Source organism: Clostridium sp. HV4-5-A1G, assembly GCF_900184915.1.
Classification (GTDB): domain Bacteria; phylum Bacillota; class Clostridia; order Clostridiales; family Clostridiaceae; genus Clostridium_B; species Clostridium_B aromativorans.
In genome coordinates, this window is sequence record NZ_FXYI02000079.1 from 1 (window position 1) to 15,778 (window position 15,778).

Annotated in this window: 16 protein-coding genes; 8 read left to right on the top strand and 8 right to left on the bottom strand. The window is 33.6% G+C overall.

Annotation, left to right across the window (positions count from 1 at the left end):
- Window positions 1–33 precede the first annotated feature (33 nt).
- The 6 genes from J5G60_RS09855 to asnB all read left to right on the top strand — a co-directional run bounded on the left by J5G60_RS09855 (window position 34) and on the right by asnB (window position 7,277).
- On the top strand, window positions 34–966 hold the full coding sequence (locus J5G60_RS09855) for a DUF1177 domain-containing protein (RefSeq protein WP_150358235.1): 933 nt from the start codon (window positions 34–36) through the stop codon (window positions 964–966).
- A gap of 17 nt (window positions 967–983) precedes the next feature.
- On the top strand, window positions 984–1,655 hold the full coding sequence (locus J5G60_RS09860) for an AroM family protein (RefSeq protein WP_150358236.1): 672 nt from the start codon (window positions 984–986) through the stop codon (window positions 1,653–1,655).
- Window positions 1,656–1,673: 18 nt separating this feature from the next.
- Window positions 1,674–2,615 carry an aminopeptidase gene (locus J5G60_RS09865; protein WP_190972242.1) on the top strand — a complete coding sequence of 314 codons (942 nt, stop codon included), beginning with the start codon at window positions 1,674–1,676 and terminating at the stop codon, window positions 2,613–2,615.
- A 26-nt stretch (window positions 2,616–2,641) separates the two neighbouring features.
- A complete protein-coding gene (locus J5G60_RS09870) occupies window positions 2,642–3,304 on the top strand; it encodes an aspartate/glutamate racemase family protein (protein ID WP_150358237.1) in 663 nt (220 codons plus the stop codon).
- A 337-nt stretch (window positions 3,305–3,641) separates the two neighbouring features.
- Complete coding sequence (locus J5G60_RS09875; protein WP_150358238.1) at window positions 3,642–5,297, top strand: glutamine--tRNA ligase/YqeY domain fusion protein; 1,656 nt, start codon at window positions 3,642–3,644, stop codon at window positions 5,295–5,297.
- 138 nt (window positions 5,298–5,435) lie between these two features.
- Window positions 5,436–7,277: an asparagine synthase (glutamine-hydrolyzing) gene (gene asnB / locus J5G60_RS09880; RefSeq protein ID WP_150358239.1), complete on the top strand. Its 1,842-nt coding sequence runs from the start codon at window positions 5,436–5,438 to the stop codon at window positions 7,275–7,277.
- A 38-nt stretch (window positions 7,278–7,315) separates the two neighbouring features.
- Here asnB and J5G60_RS18885 read toward each other — a convergent pair whose 3' ends face one another.
- The 5 genes from J5G60_RS18885 to J5G60_RS09900 all read right to left on the bottom strand — a co-directional run bounded on the left by J5G60_RS18885 (window position 7,316) and on the right by J5G60_RS09900 (window position 10,728).
- Window positions 7,316–7,648, bottom strand: a complete 333-nt coding sequence (locus tag J5G60_RS18885; protein WP_236035230.1) for a sensor histidine kinase — start codon at window positions 7,646–7,648, stop codon at window positions 7,316–7,318.
- Window positions 7,649–7,726: 78 nt separating this feature from the next.
- On the bottom strand, window positions 7,727–8,131 hold the full coding sequence (locus J5G60_RS18890) for a sensor histidine kinase (RefSeq protein WP_236035232.1): 405 nt from the start codon (window positions 8,129–8,131) through the stop codon (window positions 7,727–7,729).
- Window positions 8,132–8,239: 108 nt separating this feature from the next.
- The gene (locus J5G60_RS09890) at window positions 8,240–9,034 is read right to left on the bottom strand and encodes an ABC transporter permease (RefSeq protein ID WP_150358240.1); all 795 of its coding nucleotides are present in this window, start codon (window positions 9,032–9,034) and stop codon (window positions 8,240–8,242) included.
- Window positions 9,034–9,951: an ATP-binding cassette domain-containing protein gene (locus J5G60_RS09895; protein ID WP_150358241.1), complete on the bottom strand. Its 918-nt coding sequence runs from the start codon at window positions 9,949–9,951 to the stop codon at window positions 9,034–9,036. Before J5G60_RS09895 ends, J5G60_RS09890 begins: the two co-directional genes overlap by 1 nt.
- Window positions 9,952–10,038: 87 nt before the next feature.
- Window positions 10,039–10,728, bottom strand: a complete 690-nt coding sequence (locus J5G60_RS09900; protein WP_150358242.1) for a response regulator transcription factor — start codon at window positions 10,726–10,728, stop codon at window positions 10,039–10,041.
- A gap of 174 nt (window positions 10,729–10,902) precedes the next feature.
- Here J5G60_RS09900 and J5G60_RS09905 point away from each other — a divergent pair, with 174 nt between their 5' ends.
- On the top strand, window positions 10,903–11,502 hold the full coding sequence (locus J5G60_RS09905; protein ID WP_150358243.1) for a nitroreductase family protein: 600 nt from the start codon (window positions 10,903–10,905) through the stop codon (window positions 11,500–11,502).
- Between the two features lie 67 nt (window positions 11,503–11,569).
- Here J5G60_RS09905 and larE read toward each other — a convergent pair whose 3' ends face one another.
- On the bottom strand, window positions 11,570–12,388 hold the full coding sequence (larE, locus tag J5G60_RS09910) for an ATP-dependent sacrificial sulfur transferase LarE (RefSeq protein ID WP_150358244.1): 819 nt from the start codon (window positions 12,386–12,388) through the stop codon (window positions 11,570–11,572).
- Between the two features lie 162 nt (window positions 12,389–12,550).
- Here larE and J5G60_RS09915 point away from each other — a divergent pair, with 162 nt between their 5' ends.
- Window positions 12,551–13,936, top strand: a complete 1,386-nt coding sequence (locus J5G60_RS09915; RefSeq protein ID WP_150358245.1) for an ATP-binding protein — start codon at window positions 12,551–12,553, stop codon at window positions 13,934–13,936.
- Between the two features lie 159 nt (window positions 13,937–14,095).
- Here J5G60_RS09915 and J5G60_RS09920 read toward each other — a convergent pair whose 3' ends face one another.
- Entirely contained in the window at window positions 14,096–15,010 is a 915-nt protein-coding gene (locus tag J5G60_RS09920) for a DUF2156 domain-containing protein (RefSeq protein WP_150358246.1), read from the bottom strand.
- 52 nt (window positions 15,011–15,062) lie between these two features.
- Entirely contained in the window at window positions 15,063–15,692 is a 630-nt protein-coding gene (locus J5G60_RS09925; protein WP_268253928.1) for a GNAT family N-acetyltransferase, read from the bottom strand.
- Window positions 15,693–15,778 lie beyond the last annotated feature (86 nt).

Below are 15,778 nucleotides of genomic sequence, written 5' to 3' on the forward strand. Positions count from 1 at the left end.
ATTTAAATATATATGTAAAGAAGGATGAAATCAATGGTATTAAAACAAATTATAGAAATAAATGACATTATAGACAGAGCTGATGCCAGTGGAAATATGGTGAAAGAATACCTGGAATCATATGGAGGAAAAGATATACAGGTTAAAAAAGTAAAGGGAAACAAAGGCTCAACTGATTTTGTCAAGGTAAAAATCCCTGGATTAAAGGGAAAATCAAAAGGAAAGGATGCCCCTACAATAGGCATACTTGGAAGACTGGGAGGAATAGGGGCAAGGCCTGAAATTACTGGAATGGTTTCAGATGCAGATGGTGCTGTGACTGCTATGGCGGCAGCTGCCAGAATTTTGGATATGCAAAATAAAGGTGATTATCTTGATGGTGATGTGATTTTATGTACTCATATTTGTCCTGATGCCCCTACACAGCCGCATGAACCGGTGCCATTTATGGATTCCCCTGTGGAGATGTCTGTAATTAATAAAATGGAAGTTGATGACGAAATGGATGCAATATTATCTGTAGATACGACCAAGGGAAACAGTATAATAAATACAAGGGGTTTTGCCGTTTCGCCTACTGTGAAGGATGGCTATATATTGAAGGTGAGCAGTGATATTTTAAATATAATGCAGATCACTACAGGAAGGCTTCCCTATGTTTTTGCATTGTCACTGCAGGATATTACACCCTATGGAAATGGACTTTACCATATGAACAGCATACTTCAGCCTGCCACTGCAACAAGTGCACCTGTAGTTGGTGTTGCAATAACCACGGAGTCATCTGTACCTGGTTGTGCAACTGGAGCAATTCATTTTGGTGATGTAGAAGAAACAGCCAGGTTTGTAATTGAAGTTGCCAAAGCTTATGGCAAGGGACAGTGCAGCTTTTTTGATGAAAGTGAATTAAACATTATGGAAAGTAAATATGGATTTATGAAACATTTTCAAACTTTGGGAAAATAGGGAAGGAGCGCATTGTTTTGAAAAAGAAAATAGGTGCTATAACTATAGGACAATCCCCCAGGAACGATGTTATTCCGGAGATAAAGGCTGTAGTCGGGAATAACATAGAGATACTGGAAGCTGGAGCCCTTGACGGACTTACCAAGGATGAAATAGACAGATTTATTATAGAAAAAGACGATTATATACTTGTGTCCAAACTTAGAGATGGCAGTTCCGTAAAATTTGCGGAGAGAAATATATTGAAGAGATTACAGAAATGCATATATGAACTAGAAGACAACGGAGCAGAAATTATTGTGTTTATATGTACGGGATGCTTCCCTGATGTATTCAAATCCAGCAAGCTTCTTATATATCCCCAGAAAATACTGCATTCTGTGGTACCTAAGATTTCAAATAATAAGATAGGTGTTTTTACTCCAGTTAAGGATCAAATAAAGCAGTGTTATGAAAAGTGGTCGGAAAGCGGAAAACATATCGAGGTGGTGTCCGCATCACCCTATAGTGACATTGATAAAATTAGAGAAGCTGCATTTTCCATGAAGGAAAAGGATGTGGATATAATTGTTATGGATTGTATAGGATATAACATGAAAATGAAAGTTATGGTGAGGGAGATAACAGGAAAACCTGTTATATTGCCCAGAACTTTGGTTGGCAGAATTGTAGCGGAAATGTTTGATTGATTGTGGGAGGATGGTATTTTGAATTTAAAAAAAGGTAGTAAAATAGTTCTTGATAATTGCCTTGGAATTAAAAGAGATGAAGATGTTCTCATTGTAACAGATGAAATTGAACTAAATATAGGTAAGGCTCTCTATGAAGAAGCAAAAAATATAGGGGCAGAAACAGTGCTGGCAATTATGAAGGAAAGAGATGTAAGCGGAGAGGAGCCGCCTAGAAATGTTGCAGAAGCCATGAGAAATTCCGATGTGGTAATATGTGTTACGGATAAATCTCTGACTCATACAAATGCAAAGATAAATGCAGTTAAAAATGGTGCAAGGGTTGCCACCATGCCTGGAATAAGTGAAAGAATGTTTTCACAAGGTCCTATAATGGCAGATTATACTGAAGTGGAAAAACTTACGTTAAAAATAACAAAATTATTGACAAAAGCAAAAACTGCCAGGATATGTAAAGACGGCTACACTCTTACCATGAGCCTCGAAAATAGAGATGGAATACCTAGTACGGGGGTTTATAGAAAGGGTGGAATGTCTGGAAACCTTCCTTCTGGAGAGGCCTATATAGCTCCAGTAGAAGGAACTGCAGAAGGTGAAATTGTTATTGATGGGAGTATGGTTGGAGCTGGAAAACTATCAGAGCTGCTTTACTTGAAAATAAGTAATGGAAAACTTGAAAAAATGAAGGGAAAGGACTCGGATAAATTTAAATTCCTGTTTGATAATGAAAGAAATTCAAATGTAGGAGAGCTTGGAATAGGTACAAATCCTATGGCGAAGGTAACTGGGATAATACTTGAAGATGAAAAAGTATATGGTACAGTTCACATTGCTTTTGGAACCAATATTTCTTTTGGAGGTACTGTAAAAGCAGATTGTCATATAGATGGTGTAATTTTGAATCCGGATCTCTATTTGGATGACAATTTGATAATAAGTAAAGGAAAATTTGTAATCTGATTTTAATATAGGGGAGGGCTTAAACTGTGGATAGTAAAATTAAAATAGGTATAATAAGAGTACTTACCTTGAAGGATAAGTATGCTCTTGAAAATCATGCTAGAATTATAGATGAAGATGGCAAGTTTGGAGAAAGCATTGAATTTGTGAGCAGATGTATAGAAGATCAACCGTTTGGAATACATGATGATGAAACTTTAAATACAGCTGTTCCTAAAATAGTAGAACTTGCAAAGCAGATGGAGAAGGAAAATTCGGACGGAATAGTTATCAGCTGCTGTGCCGATCCGGGATTAAAAGAAGTTGAGAAAGAAGTTAAAATACCTGTAATAAGTGCAGGCCGGGAGTGTTCAGAAAAAGCACTTAAACTTGGGAAAAAGATAATTGCAATTGGAATAACTGCGGAAGCTACTGAACATCTTAAAGAATTACTTGGAAATAATCTTTTTGATTATTATAATCCTGAGAATATAAACAGCACTTTAGATTTAAATTCTAAAAGAGGAAGAAAATCTGTGGTAGATTCTGCAAAAAAAGCTTATAGATGCGGCAGTGATTGTATAATGATATGCTGTACGGGAATGTCTAATATAAAGATTGCAGAAGAAATAAGGAGCAGCGTGGATATTAAAGTTGCTGATCCACTTGAGGCAATTGCATCAAAGATAAAAAAAGTATATGATCTTTAAGTCGAGTAAAAAAAGGATTTCAAAGGTGTTCTTTAGTATAAAGTCGTTGTGTATAAAGAGGAGCTGCTGCTAATTATGAGCGGCTCCTCTTTTAGTGCATCATGTATGGTGGACTAAATTTCTCAGATTATATGATATCTTGTATAATAATTGCATAAAATATAACACAACAAGTTGCAATGCGGGATAAATAAAGGCTTATTATTGAATATACATGAGATGTATGGTAATATCAAGTAAAGTATTATAAAATTTTAAATGTATATAAAATGGAAAATTCGATAAGAATAGAAATTTTTGTAAAATATCAATAAGTTTTAGAAAAGGAAGGGTACGTATGGAAGATAACAACAGCTCATCAAATTTTATTAGAAATATAATTGAAGAAGATTTAAAGTCAGGTAAATATAAGGAAGTAATAACTAGATTTCCTCCTGAGCCAAATGGATATTTGCATATAGGTCATGCCAAGTCCATAGTTCTAAATTTTGGTTTAGCAGATGAATTTAATGGAAGAACCAATTTGAGATTTGATGATACTAATCCTTCAAAAGAGGATACGGAATATGTGAAATCAATAAAAGAAGATGTAAAATGGCTGGGATACAATTGGGAGGAACTGCATTTTGCATCCAGTTATTTTGATCAAATGTATGAATATGCCATTTTTCTGATAAAAAAGGGGAAGGCCTATGTATGTGATTTGACTTCAGATGAAATAAGGCAATACAGGGGAACACTGACAAAACCAGGAAAGGAAAGTCCTTATAGAAACAGAACAGTGGAGGAGAATCTTGAATTATTTGAGAAAATGAAAAATGGGGAATTTAAAGATGGCGAGAGGGTCCTGAGAGCTAAAATTGATATGTTGTCTCCCAATATAAATATGAGAGATCCTGTATTATATCGTATAGTTCATGCATCACATCACAATACCGGGGACAAATGGTGCATATACCCTATGTATGATTTTGCACACCCTCTAGAAGATGCCATTGAAGGAATTACCCATTCCATATGTACCCTTGAATTTGAAGATCATCGTCCTCTTTATGAATGGATAATAAGGGAATGCGAAACGAAAAGTAAACCTAAACAGATAGAATTTGCCAGGTTGAATATGACAAATACTGTCATGAGTAAAAGAAAACTTAAAAAACTTGTAGATGAAAATTTTGTGGATGGGTGGGATGATCCACGTATGCCAACTATTGCGGGTCTCAGAAGAAGGGGCTTTACTTCAGGATCCATTCGCAGATTTTGCAGGGAAATTGGAGTGGCAAAGGCCAGCAGTGTAGTTGATTCACAAATGTTAGACTATTTTTTAAGGGATGAACTTGAAAAAAAAGCACTCAGAACTATGGCTGTTTTAAATCCTTTGAAGGTTATAATAACTAATTATCCTGAAGGCAAAAGTGAAAATTTTGAAATTGAAAATAATCCAGATGATCCTTCTGCAGGGGTTAGAAAAGTTCCTTTCTCCAGGGAACTGTATATTGAACAGGAAGATTTTATGGAAGATCCACCTAAAAAATACTACAGATTATTTCCTGGAAATGAAGTCAGATTGAAAGGTGCCTATTTTGTAAAGTGCAGTGAAGTGATAAAGGATAAAGATGGCAGCATAACTGAACTCCACTGTACCTATGATCCCAGGTCAAAGGGAGGAAACAGCCCTGATGGTAGAAAAGTAAGAGGAACAATTCATTGGGTAAATGCAGATACTGCGATTTCAGCGGAGATAAGGCTGTATGAACCCCTGATTTTGAATAATTCAGAAGAGGAAAATGACTCATTTTTAGACAATGTAAATCCTAATTCACTTGAAATTGTAAAAGGATTTTTGGAACCTGATATGAAAAATGCAAAGCCCGGGGAAAAATTTCAATTTTTTAGGCATGGGTACTTTAATGTAGATCCTAAATGTACTAGAGATGGTAAATTGGTATTTAACAGGATAGTATCTCTTAAAAGCTCTTTTAGAATCAAGTAGTTTTTGTTATTAGAGAAAAGTTGGCTATAATGTTTAAAATAGATATATGTATAAATTTATAGATTTATGCACATATCTATTTTTAAATCATAAATTATAAGTAGCTTTAAACTAATAATTTATTCGGAGGGGACTTCTATGTGTGGAATTGCAGGATGGATTAACTTAAAGAGAGATATCTCCAAAAATAGAGATGTGATTTTAAATATGGCCAATACGTTAAAAAACAGGGGACCTGACAGTGAAGGATATTATTATTCAAAAAACGCCCTGTTAGGACACAGAAGATTGATAGTTGTAGATCCTACTGGCGGCGTTCAGCCCATGTTAAAAAAAGTAAATGACAAAAAATATATAATTGTGTATAATGGAGAGCTTTATAATACGGAGGATTTGAGAAAACTGCTTGTAGAACAAGGGTATTCTTTTGATTCCTATTCTGACACAGAGGTACTTATAACAAGCTATATCCACTGGGGGATAGATTGTTTAAAATATATAAATGGTATATATGCTTTTGCCATATGGGATGAAAAGGAAAAAAGTTTGTTTATGGCAAGAGATCCACTTGGAGTAAAACCACTGTTTTATACCATAAAAGATGATTCATTTATATTTGGTTCAGAAATAAAAGCTATTTTAGCTCATCCTTTTATTGAACCCGTAGTTGACAGGGAGGGGTTAACTGAAATATTTGCTCTGGGTCCTGCAAGATCCCTGGGTGGAGGAATATTTAAGAATATACATGAGATACCTCCAGCTAATTATCTTATATATGACAGAGACGGACTAAAATTGAAGGAATATTGGAAGCTGCAGTGTAAAGCCCATGAAGAAGACGTGGAGGCTACAGCGGAACACGTGAGGACACTTTTAGTGGATGCCATAAAGAGGCAGTTGGTAGCAGATGTTCCTGTCTGCACTTTTCTTTCAGGAGGACTTGATTCCAGCGCCATATCTGCTGTGGCAGCATCGGAATTTAAAAAACAGGGAAAGGTGCTAAATACCTATTCTATTGATTATGAAGACAATGACAAATATTTTAAAGCAAATGCTTTTGAGCCAACTTCAGATAAAGTATGGGCGTTGAAAATGTCCGAATATATAGAGAGTAATCATCATGGAGTTATAAATACCAGCAGGGATTTGGCAGAGACGCTGTATAATTCCGTGATGGCGGGTGATCTTCCCGGAATGGCGGATATAGATTCCTCTTTATATCTTTTTTGCAGAAAAATAAGAGAGAACAATACAGTGGCGTTGTCCGGCGAATGTGCCGATGAAATTTTTGGCGGATATCCCTGGTACAGAAGAGAAGAAGATATAAATGCCAATACTTTTCCCTGGTCGAAATCTGCGAGTGCGAGGAAAAAGATTTTGTCACAGGATTTGAAATCACTTAAGCTGGATGAATATCTGAACGCACAGTATGAAGACAGTATAAAACAAGTGCCTCATTTGGATGGAGAATCGAAAATTGACCGACGTATGAGAGAACTTTTTTATCTCAATATCAAGTGGTTTATGATCACTTTGTTGAACAGAAAAGACAGAATGAGTATGTCCAATAGTCTTGAGGTGAGAGTTCCCTTTGCAGATTACAGGCTAGTGGAATATGCTTTTAATATACCTTCTGATATAAAATTTTATAAAGGAAGGGAGAAGGGACTTCTCAGGGAGGCATTGAAGGGAATTTTGCCGGAAGATATTATTACCAGGAAAAAGAGTCCTTATCCAAAAACTCATAACCCGGAATATACAAAGAGAGTTCAGAAGTGGATGAAATTAATAATAAATGACAAGAGTTCACCTATACTTCCGCTGATAGATGAAAAAGAAGTCAGGACATTGATAGAAACTGGAGGAGATTCTTTTAAGGAGCCCTGGTTCGGACAGCTGATGAGAGGTCCTCAGCTGCTGGCATATCTGATTCAGGTAAATGTGTGGCTCAAATCCTATAATATAAGGATAGAATTTTAAAAAGATTACTGGTTGAATGCCAGTAATCTCTTTTTACATCAGCTTTTTGAAAGCTTCCAAACACAGGATATGCAGAGCATGTCTTTATTTAATCTTGCATGAATATTCCCTCCCATTTTATTCATGAGGCTTTTGGCTATGTACAGTCCCAGGCCAGTACTTCTTGAGCTTCTTGAATTGTCAGCTTTATAAAATCTGTTGAATATAAGTTCCACATTATCTTTATTGATTTTATCAACTCTGTTGGTTATATTAAGTGCAGCTAAATTTTCATCTTTGGATAAATTTATATAAACACAATTTTGGGAGTGCTTTACTACATTATTTAATAGATTGTCGAGGACTCTTCTTATAGCAGAACTGTCTCCCATGACAGATATGTTTTCCTGGCATATTTTTATATGTGGTGTAATGGCATTTGAGGTAAAATTGTAATAGAAGTCAGCCAGTTATTCATATAAAATGCTGTTTATGTTCACCGGCTGCAGTTCTAATTTGTATTCGGGAGATTCTACAATGGAAATCTGGAAAAAGTCACTTACCAGAACTTCCAGTGAGTTTGATTTCCTAAGTACTATTTCAAGATACTCTCTTTGCCTTTGCTCAAGTGTTTTTGAAGAAAGCAGCATTTGAACATAGCCTTTTATGGAAGTAAGTGGTGTACGGAGATCATGCGATATATCTGCTATGGATTTTTTGAGTTCCTCCTGGGAGTTTCTCTGGAAAGATTTTGCTTTTTCACTTATATCTATATGTTCATTTATGGTGAAGGCAAGATCTTCAAAATCTTTATCCAGAAGAGGTATATCCAGTTTTTTATGAACTCTGTTGTCATTGTAATTTCTGAGCTGCACTGTAATATTTCTTATCTGCAATTTTATAAAGAACAGGTATACTAATAAAAATAAGATGCAAAATATTAATACATATATTATCCAGATTGTATACAGCACCTTCTTTCTCTATTTGATATCCTGATTTTTAAATGTTATAATTCCAAGCCCCAGGGATACTAAAATAATAATAGTGCAAATTGATATTACATTGCAAATATCCGATGGAGAGGAATTCAAACTTCCAAGTTTCATAAGCATGATGAGGGGAGTGTATATGTCAAATTTTAAGTTGATTAAAAATCCACCTGCATTTACAAATAAAAGTATCATTCCCAGGGCAATAATTATGGATTTACTTTTTATTATAGTTGCAAGACAGGTATAGGCGCTGGCCAAAGTTATAAGAATCAAGTATGTAAGCAGGGTATATTTAAAAATTTTTACTGCAGTGTAAGCGGAAATGGATTTTACCCAGCCTAAAATAAGCGCCGCTGCCAGTGGCAGAAACAACAATAAAATGAGAAGTATAAAAATTGACAGATAGATTATTATGATTTTGGATAGATATATTTTAGATCTGCTGTGTCCATAGGACAAGGTGTTTTTTACCGTGCCATAGCTGTATTCGTTTATAATATAGGAGCCTACGAGAAATAATGATAATATTATAAGTATTACGCTGAATCCAAAAGAGGATTTAAAAAATTCCAGAGCAGTGGGAGTGAATATATTGTGAAATTTATTTATGAAAAATCCAAAGGTTTCATGGCTGTGTATAAAGGAAAATATCACAATTATGTCCAAGTGGGAGTAAAATAGTTTTAAGACGAGGAAGGTCAAAAACAGCGTAATTATCGTCGATATTTTAAAAACTGTATTGTATTTTAATTTATATAGTTCAAATTTTAATAGATTGTACATTATTTGAGCCCTCCTACTAAATTTATAAAATAGTTCTCCAGATTTTCACCTGTAGCTAATATCTGTTCAATGGTGATATTTTCTTTTGAAAGAATAGAGGACACCTTTCCGGGATTGTCTATATAATCGTATAGAGCTATGGTTTTATCAGGAAGTACAGTGAAATTGGTTGTATTGAGTTTTCTTTCTAGGATTACTGCAGTTTTTTGGATATTATCTACTTTTATATTCAAGCTTCTTCTGCATTTTTTGTTCAAAGCTTTAAGAGTCAGCTCCTCCACAAGCTTTCCTCTGTGAATTATTCCAAAACAGCTGGCAAGCTGATATAATTCTCCCAGAATATGACTGGAAATAATAATGGTCATATTTTTGTCTTTATTTAATTTTTTCAGCTTTTCCCTCATCTGTACAATACCAATAGGATCAAGACCATTTACGGGTTCGTCAAGTATCAGGAGTTCAGGATTTCCAATCAAGGCTATGGCAAGGCCGAGTTTTTGTTTCATGCCCATTGAAAAGTTTTTAAGTTTCTTTTTACCACAGTTTGAGAGATCTACAAATTCCAAAACTTTTTCGGTACATTTTTTACCAGGTATGCCCTTTTGTATTCTGCAGGCCTCCAGGTTTTCATAGGCGGACATATTGGGATAAAATGCAGGGGACTCAACCAGAGCTCCAATTCTCTTTCTTATATTGCTGATTTTATTTTCAGAATCAAATCCAAATAGATTTATTTTCCCTGAAGTGGGTTTTGAAAGCCCTGTAAGCATCCGCAGGGTTGTACTTTTACCAGCTCCATTTTCTCCTATGAATCCATAGATTTTACCTCTTTTAATATTTAAGTTTAAATTGTTAACCACTAAATTATTTTTGTATTTTTTACTGAGATCAGTGGTTTTTACGACATAATCGGTCATAACTATGCTCCCTTCTCTATAGAATATATCAATTGTAAAATTTTATGGATAATCAAGGGTAAAGGAAAGGTAAATTAAGTGTAAAGATTATACCTGAAGCTTGTATCCAATGCTCCATACAGTTTGTATGTATTCATGGAGAGGTTTTGCACTGTGAATTTTATTCCTTAAATTGCTTATATGGACCTTTATTGTATTGTCATCACACAGATAATTTTCTCCCCAGACCGTTTCAAATATATTTGTTTTTGTAAATACTTTTCTGGGGTATGATATTAAAAGCTCCAAAATGTCAAATTCTCGTGTAGTCAGGTTTATGGGAACTTGATTTACAAACACTTCTCTTGTATCTTTATTTAAAGAAATTTCTCCGTAAGTTAATATAGAATTGTCTTCTTTAGAAAATTTTTTATATCTCCTAAGATTGGCGTCAATTCTAGCAGAGACTTCATCTATGTCAAAGGGTTTTGTTATATAATCATCTGCGCCTGTTCTAAGTGCCTGAATTTTGGTTTCTGTGTCCCCTTTGGCCGAAATTATGATTACAGGCATTTCTCTAGCTGTTCTTATTTTCTCCAGAATTTTTTCACCAGCTAATCCAGGAAGCATTAAATCTAGAATTACCATATCCCAATTTTCATCTTTTAAATTCAGCAGGGCTTCTGTTCCGGAATATGCGGACACTGTATTGTATCCTGAATTTTGCAGCATATGACAGAGAAGTTTATTAATATCAGCATCATCCTCTACCACTAATATTTTTATAGGGTTTCCCATGGTAATCACCTTTCTGAAAATTATATTTACAAATTACATTATAGTAGAATAAATATATTTTTTAAATCAATTATGCAAATAAAGAAAAATTTTACTTATATGTATTGAATTTTTAGACAGATAGTGTATAATTTATATCAACAGATAATAATTATTAAATTGGAGGTATATAATATGAGTAAGAATTTTTATGAGGCAGTTAAAGATAGAAGAACCATATATGGTATAGATAAGAAAAAAATTGTGCCTGAGGATAGAATAATAGAAGTAGTTCAAGAAGCGGTAAAAAATTCACCCTCTGCTTTTAATTCACAGAGTGCAAGAGTAGTGGTGCTATTTGGAGAAAACCATGATAAATTGTGGGATATTACGGAAGCTGAGCTTAGAAAGATAGTTCCTGATGAGAATTTCTCAAAGACAGGAGAAAAGATCAATTCTTTTAGAAAAGGTTATGGGTCTGTTTTATTCTTTGAAGATCAAGACGTCATATCAGAACTTCAAAAGAATTTCCCACTTTATAAGGATAATTTCCCTATTTGGTCCCAGCAGGGTTCTGGAATTCTTCAGTTTATAATATGGACTTCTTTGGAGATAGAAGGTCTGGGTGTTTCACTTCAACACTATAATCCACTTATTGACGAAGAGGTGAAGAAAACATATGGGATACCTAATAATTGGAAATTAATTGCACAGCTTCCTTTTGGAAAACCAGTTTCAGGAGCCGGAGAAAAAGAAATTAAACCATTAAAGGATAGAATAAAGGTGTTTAAGTAAACTAAAAAGTGACTGCCTCAAAAAATTCTGAGGCAGTCACTTTTACTTTTACAATAGATTTCAACAGTTATTTAAGTTGTGCAGCTCTTTTTAGTACTGCATTCATACTTCCCGTTTTATAGCCTAAAATGTCCAGAGTAACATAAGTGAATCCTAGTTCTTTTAATCTATTTCCAACTTTGTCCATTGTATCCAAATTGAAAAATTTAGTTCTCTCTTCTGGAGCAACTTCAATTCTTGCAATTTCACCGTGATGTCTTACTCTAACTTGCCTAAAACCTAAATCCAGTAGAAATTGTTCTGCATCTTCCACCATTTTTAACTTCTTGCTGTTGATTTCGTTTCCATAGGGAAACCTAGAAGATAAACATGCAAAAGAAGGTTTATTCCATGTTGGTAAACCCATTTCTTTAGAATATATTCTAATATCCTGTTTGGTCAATTTGGCTTCTTTTAATGGACTTATAACTCCAAGCTCCCTGGCTGCTTTCATTCCTGGCCTGTAATCACCTATGTCATCAAAATTAGAACCATCTAAAATATATTTTATACCATTTTCATCTGCAACCTTTTTAAGTTTTGAATACAGTTCCTTTTTACAATAATAACATCTATTCACTGGATTTTGTGAATATCCCTTAATATCAAGTTCTTCTGATTCTATAATTATGTGTCTTACTCCTATGGATTTTGCATATTTTTTGGCTTCATTTAATTCTCTTTTAGGATAGGTAGAGGAAGTTGCAGTTACGGCAATAACTTTATCCTTGAGGACGTCCTGTGCAACTTTCAATAAAAATGTGCTGTCAACTCCACCGGAGAATGCTATTAATACACTTTCAAGTGATTTAAGTTTTTCTTCTAATATTGTTAATTTTGTACTCATAATCAACCTCTACTTTATTATGATTTTTATTTATATTTATTATAACATAATTTTTCATTTTTTGAGCTTATAAATCGCAAATTTTAATTTATATACGTGTGGTTTTGATGGCCAATGTGTTAAAATGAAAGATAAATAATGTTTTATAGGAGGGGGCTATTTATGAAAAGCATAAATTACGAAGCAGATTTCGACATAAAATATGAAAAATTAACTTTGGATTCCATTTCTATTTATAGAAATTTGCTTAAAGATAATGTAATAGACAGCTTAAAAAAACTTGTAGAATATATTGATAAGGGGAAAATCAATATGGAATCTACGGCCAATTTATACAATGAATTTTTCTTTAATCTAGTAGAAAGTGGATATTTTTCTTTAAAGGATTATATTATTGACAAGATAATTTTTAGTGAAAATTTTTTTTCACTTGAAGCTGAGAAGGGAAATTTTAAAGGGAATAGAAACATAATCAAGAATGCAGCAGCTGAGGATCTTGAAAAACTTCAAAACACTGCTGAGTTAACTTCTTCTGATATAAAGAGACAATTGCTGAAGCATTTTGATAAAGATGTGTATAAAGAAATGATTTTAAAATTTCCTCAATGGGAGGCGGAAGATGAATTTAAAGAAGAAAATTATCCTGAACACATAAAGTCAATAGAAAAAAGTTTTCACTGTAGTAGCAAGTGGAGCAAGTGTATTGATGAGCTTGAAAAATTTCACAATGTTTATGGATGCGGGATGTTTGCAAAATATAGGGCTTTTGTATGGGAACATATTAATGGAATGGGACATTTCAGAGGAATTGAAGATCCAGATTCTATTGAACTTTCAGATCTTATTGGCTATGAAAAAGAGCATCAGATTGTAGAGGAAAATACAGTACAGTTTTTAAATGGATTCCCTGCCAATAACGTGCTGATTCATGGGGATAGAGGTACCGGCAAATCCTCAACGGTTAAGGCCATCCTTAATAAATATTATAATAAAGGGCTGCGTATGGTTGAACTTCCTAAAGCATATCTGGAGGACTTTCCGGAGATAATAAGAAGATTAAAAAACAAACCCCAGAAATTTATTATATTTATAGATGATTTAGCTTTTTCAGACAATGAAGAGAACTATACTGCACTTAAATCAATGCTGGAGGGTGGATTTGAAAATAGATCTTCAAATATATTGATATACGCTACTTCCAATAGGAGACATCTTGTAAAAGAATATTTTAGTGACAGAAAGGGAGCGGCATCTTTTGATATTGATGATGAAGTTCATGAAGAGGATAGTGTACAGGAGAAACTCTCATTGGCAGATAGATTTGGAATAAATGTGCTATTTACGTCTCCAGATAAAACTGGTTATTTGCAGATTGTAGACGGTATTGCCCAAAAAAGAAAATTAGGCTTTGATAGAGAAAAACTTCATAGAGAAGCACTTAAATGGGAACGCTGGTATAATGGACGATCTGCAAGAACTGCAAGACAATTTGTAGATTGGATGGAAGGATGTCAAAAAAATTTGATAGTAAATAAAGATTTGAAATAACACCGAGATTAAGGGACAAGGAATAGGGTTCAAAATTATCAAACTTTATCTGAACTTAAGAATAACTTGATTTGGAAATCTGCTATATTTGAACCCTAAACTTTGTCCTTTTATATAAAGATCAGATTAAATTTTAAGTTCATAAGCATAGTTATGCACTCAGCTGTAAATAATAGCGCCAGAAAAATTCACACAATATTTTTCTGACATTTTTACGGGATGATATGATTTTTTGGCTTTTCTGAGACCGGGAATGCCTAAATCCTGTTCTCTGTTAATGTATTTAACATTGGATAGATAATTTTCCACAAAAGTTTTGTTGACAAAAGTGTATACTCCCCTTACGGAAGAGGAGCCCTTTTCTATGTGTATAATTCCCATATTGTCATTCAGACGTTCACCTATTGTAAAGGCAGCTATATTGTCAGCAACATATACTGCTATAGCATTTAAATTTAGAAAATCCATATTTTCCACAATTTCTTTGATACCTTTTAGCTCATAAAATAAATGTCTGTCGCCTTTATTGTTTTTCTCATACCAATTTTCAGCGGCTTTTTTAATGTCGTCTTTTACACCTGGTTCAGAGAAGTCTTTAACTTTGTAATCATAGGTTTTCACAAAATAGTTGTAGTGATTTTTTTTAGAATGAAGTTTTTTACCTGATAAACTTATGAGTTTGCTGGAGTCATAAATATAATCAAAATTATCTATGTCGGCCCTTATCTGAATGTTGTCACCGTAAATTTTCTTCAATTCATCTAGAAATGGTTGCTCGAGATCTTTGAACAAGTAAGGCATAGAATGTTCTTCCTTGTATTTCAGCAGTTCTCTTACTATATTTTTTAAGTTTGATGCAGTGTATCCGAGAGGCTGCATAAAATAGTAATTTTCATTGAAATCTTTTTTCTTTATGATAAGTGCATTGTCATAAATGGTGTATTGAACATCACAGCCTTCTTTCCATATGATCAGGCTGGTAAAGGAATATTCGCAAGTATTGAAATTGTATTTATTTAAGTATTTGTCAAAGATTATTTTGTCATCTATAGTAATAGGTTTAAATGTAAGCATAAAATTTCTACAGTTTAATAGATGGTACACATTATAGTGTAATACTATTATTTTACTGATGATACCTCCTCTTATTTTTTATGGTTGATTCCCATTCAGATCTTAATATTCCATAAAGATACATGTCATATCTAGTTCCATCTCTATAGATAAATTGTCTGTAAGTTCCCTCTTTTTTAAAACCCAATTTTTCATAAAGCTTTATGGCGGGTTTATTATAGGATATAACAGTGAGCTGTATTCTGTGAAGATTTAATTCTTCAAAGCCAAATTCCATAGTTAGATATAAAGCTTCCATTCCTATTCCACAGCCTCTATAATTTTTTTCGCCGATTCCTATATATATTGTAGCAGCACCATTATTCCATAATATATTTTCAAAACCTGTGATTCCAATTATTTTTTTATCTTCTATGGAATTTATTGCAAACATAAATTTATCCTGGGATTCTCTTAAGTTATTTAGTGTAGAATTTAATTCTTGAGCACTTCTTGGGAAAGCAGGTATCATGTCAAAATTTCTTAGAAAATATATATCATTATACCATGTTTCTAAAGAAGCTAAGTGAAAATCTTTGAAAGAAGTAAGTGTTACTTTAGAGCCCTTCAGCAGATCTTTAATCAAAATGTATGTCACCTCTTGTAAAAAGTTAGAATTAAAAGATAATGGCTTTTTATACATAACTATTATATCCTAATCCATAAATTATGTAAAATTCCATCAAAAATAAATTGATTGGTATTGATCTTTTATATATTATAATATAT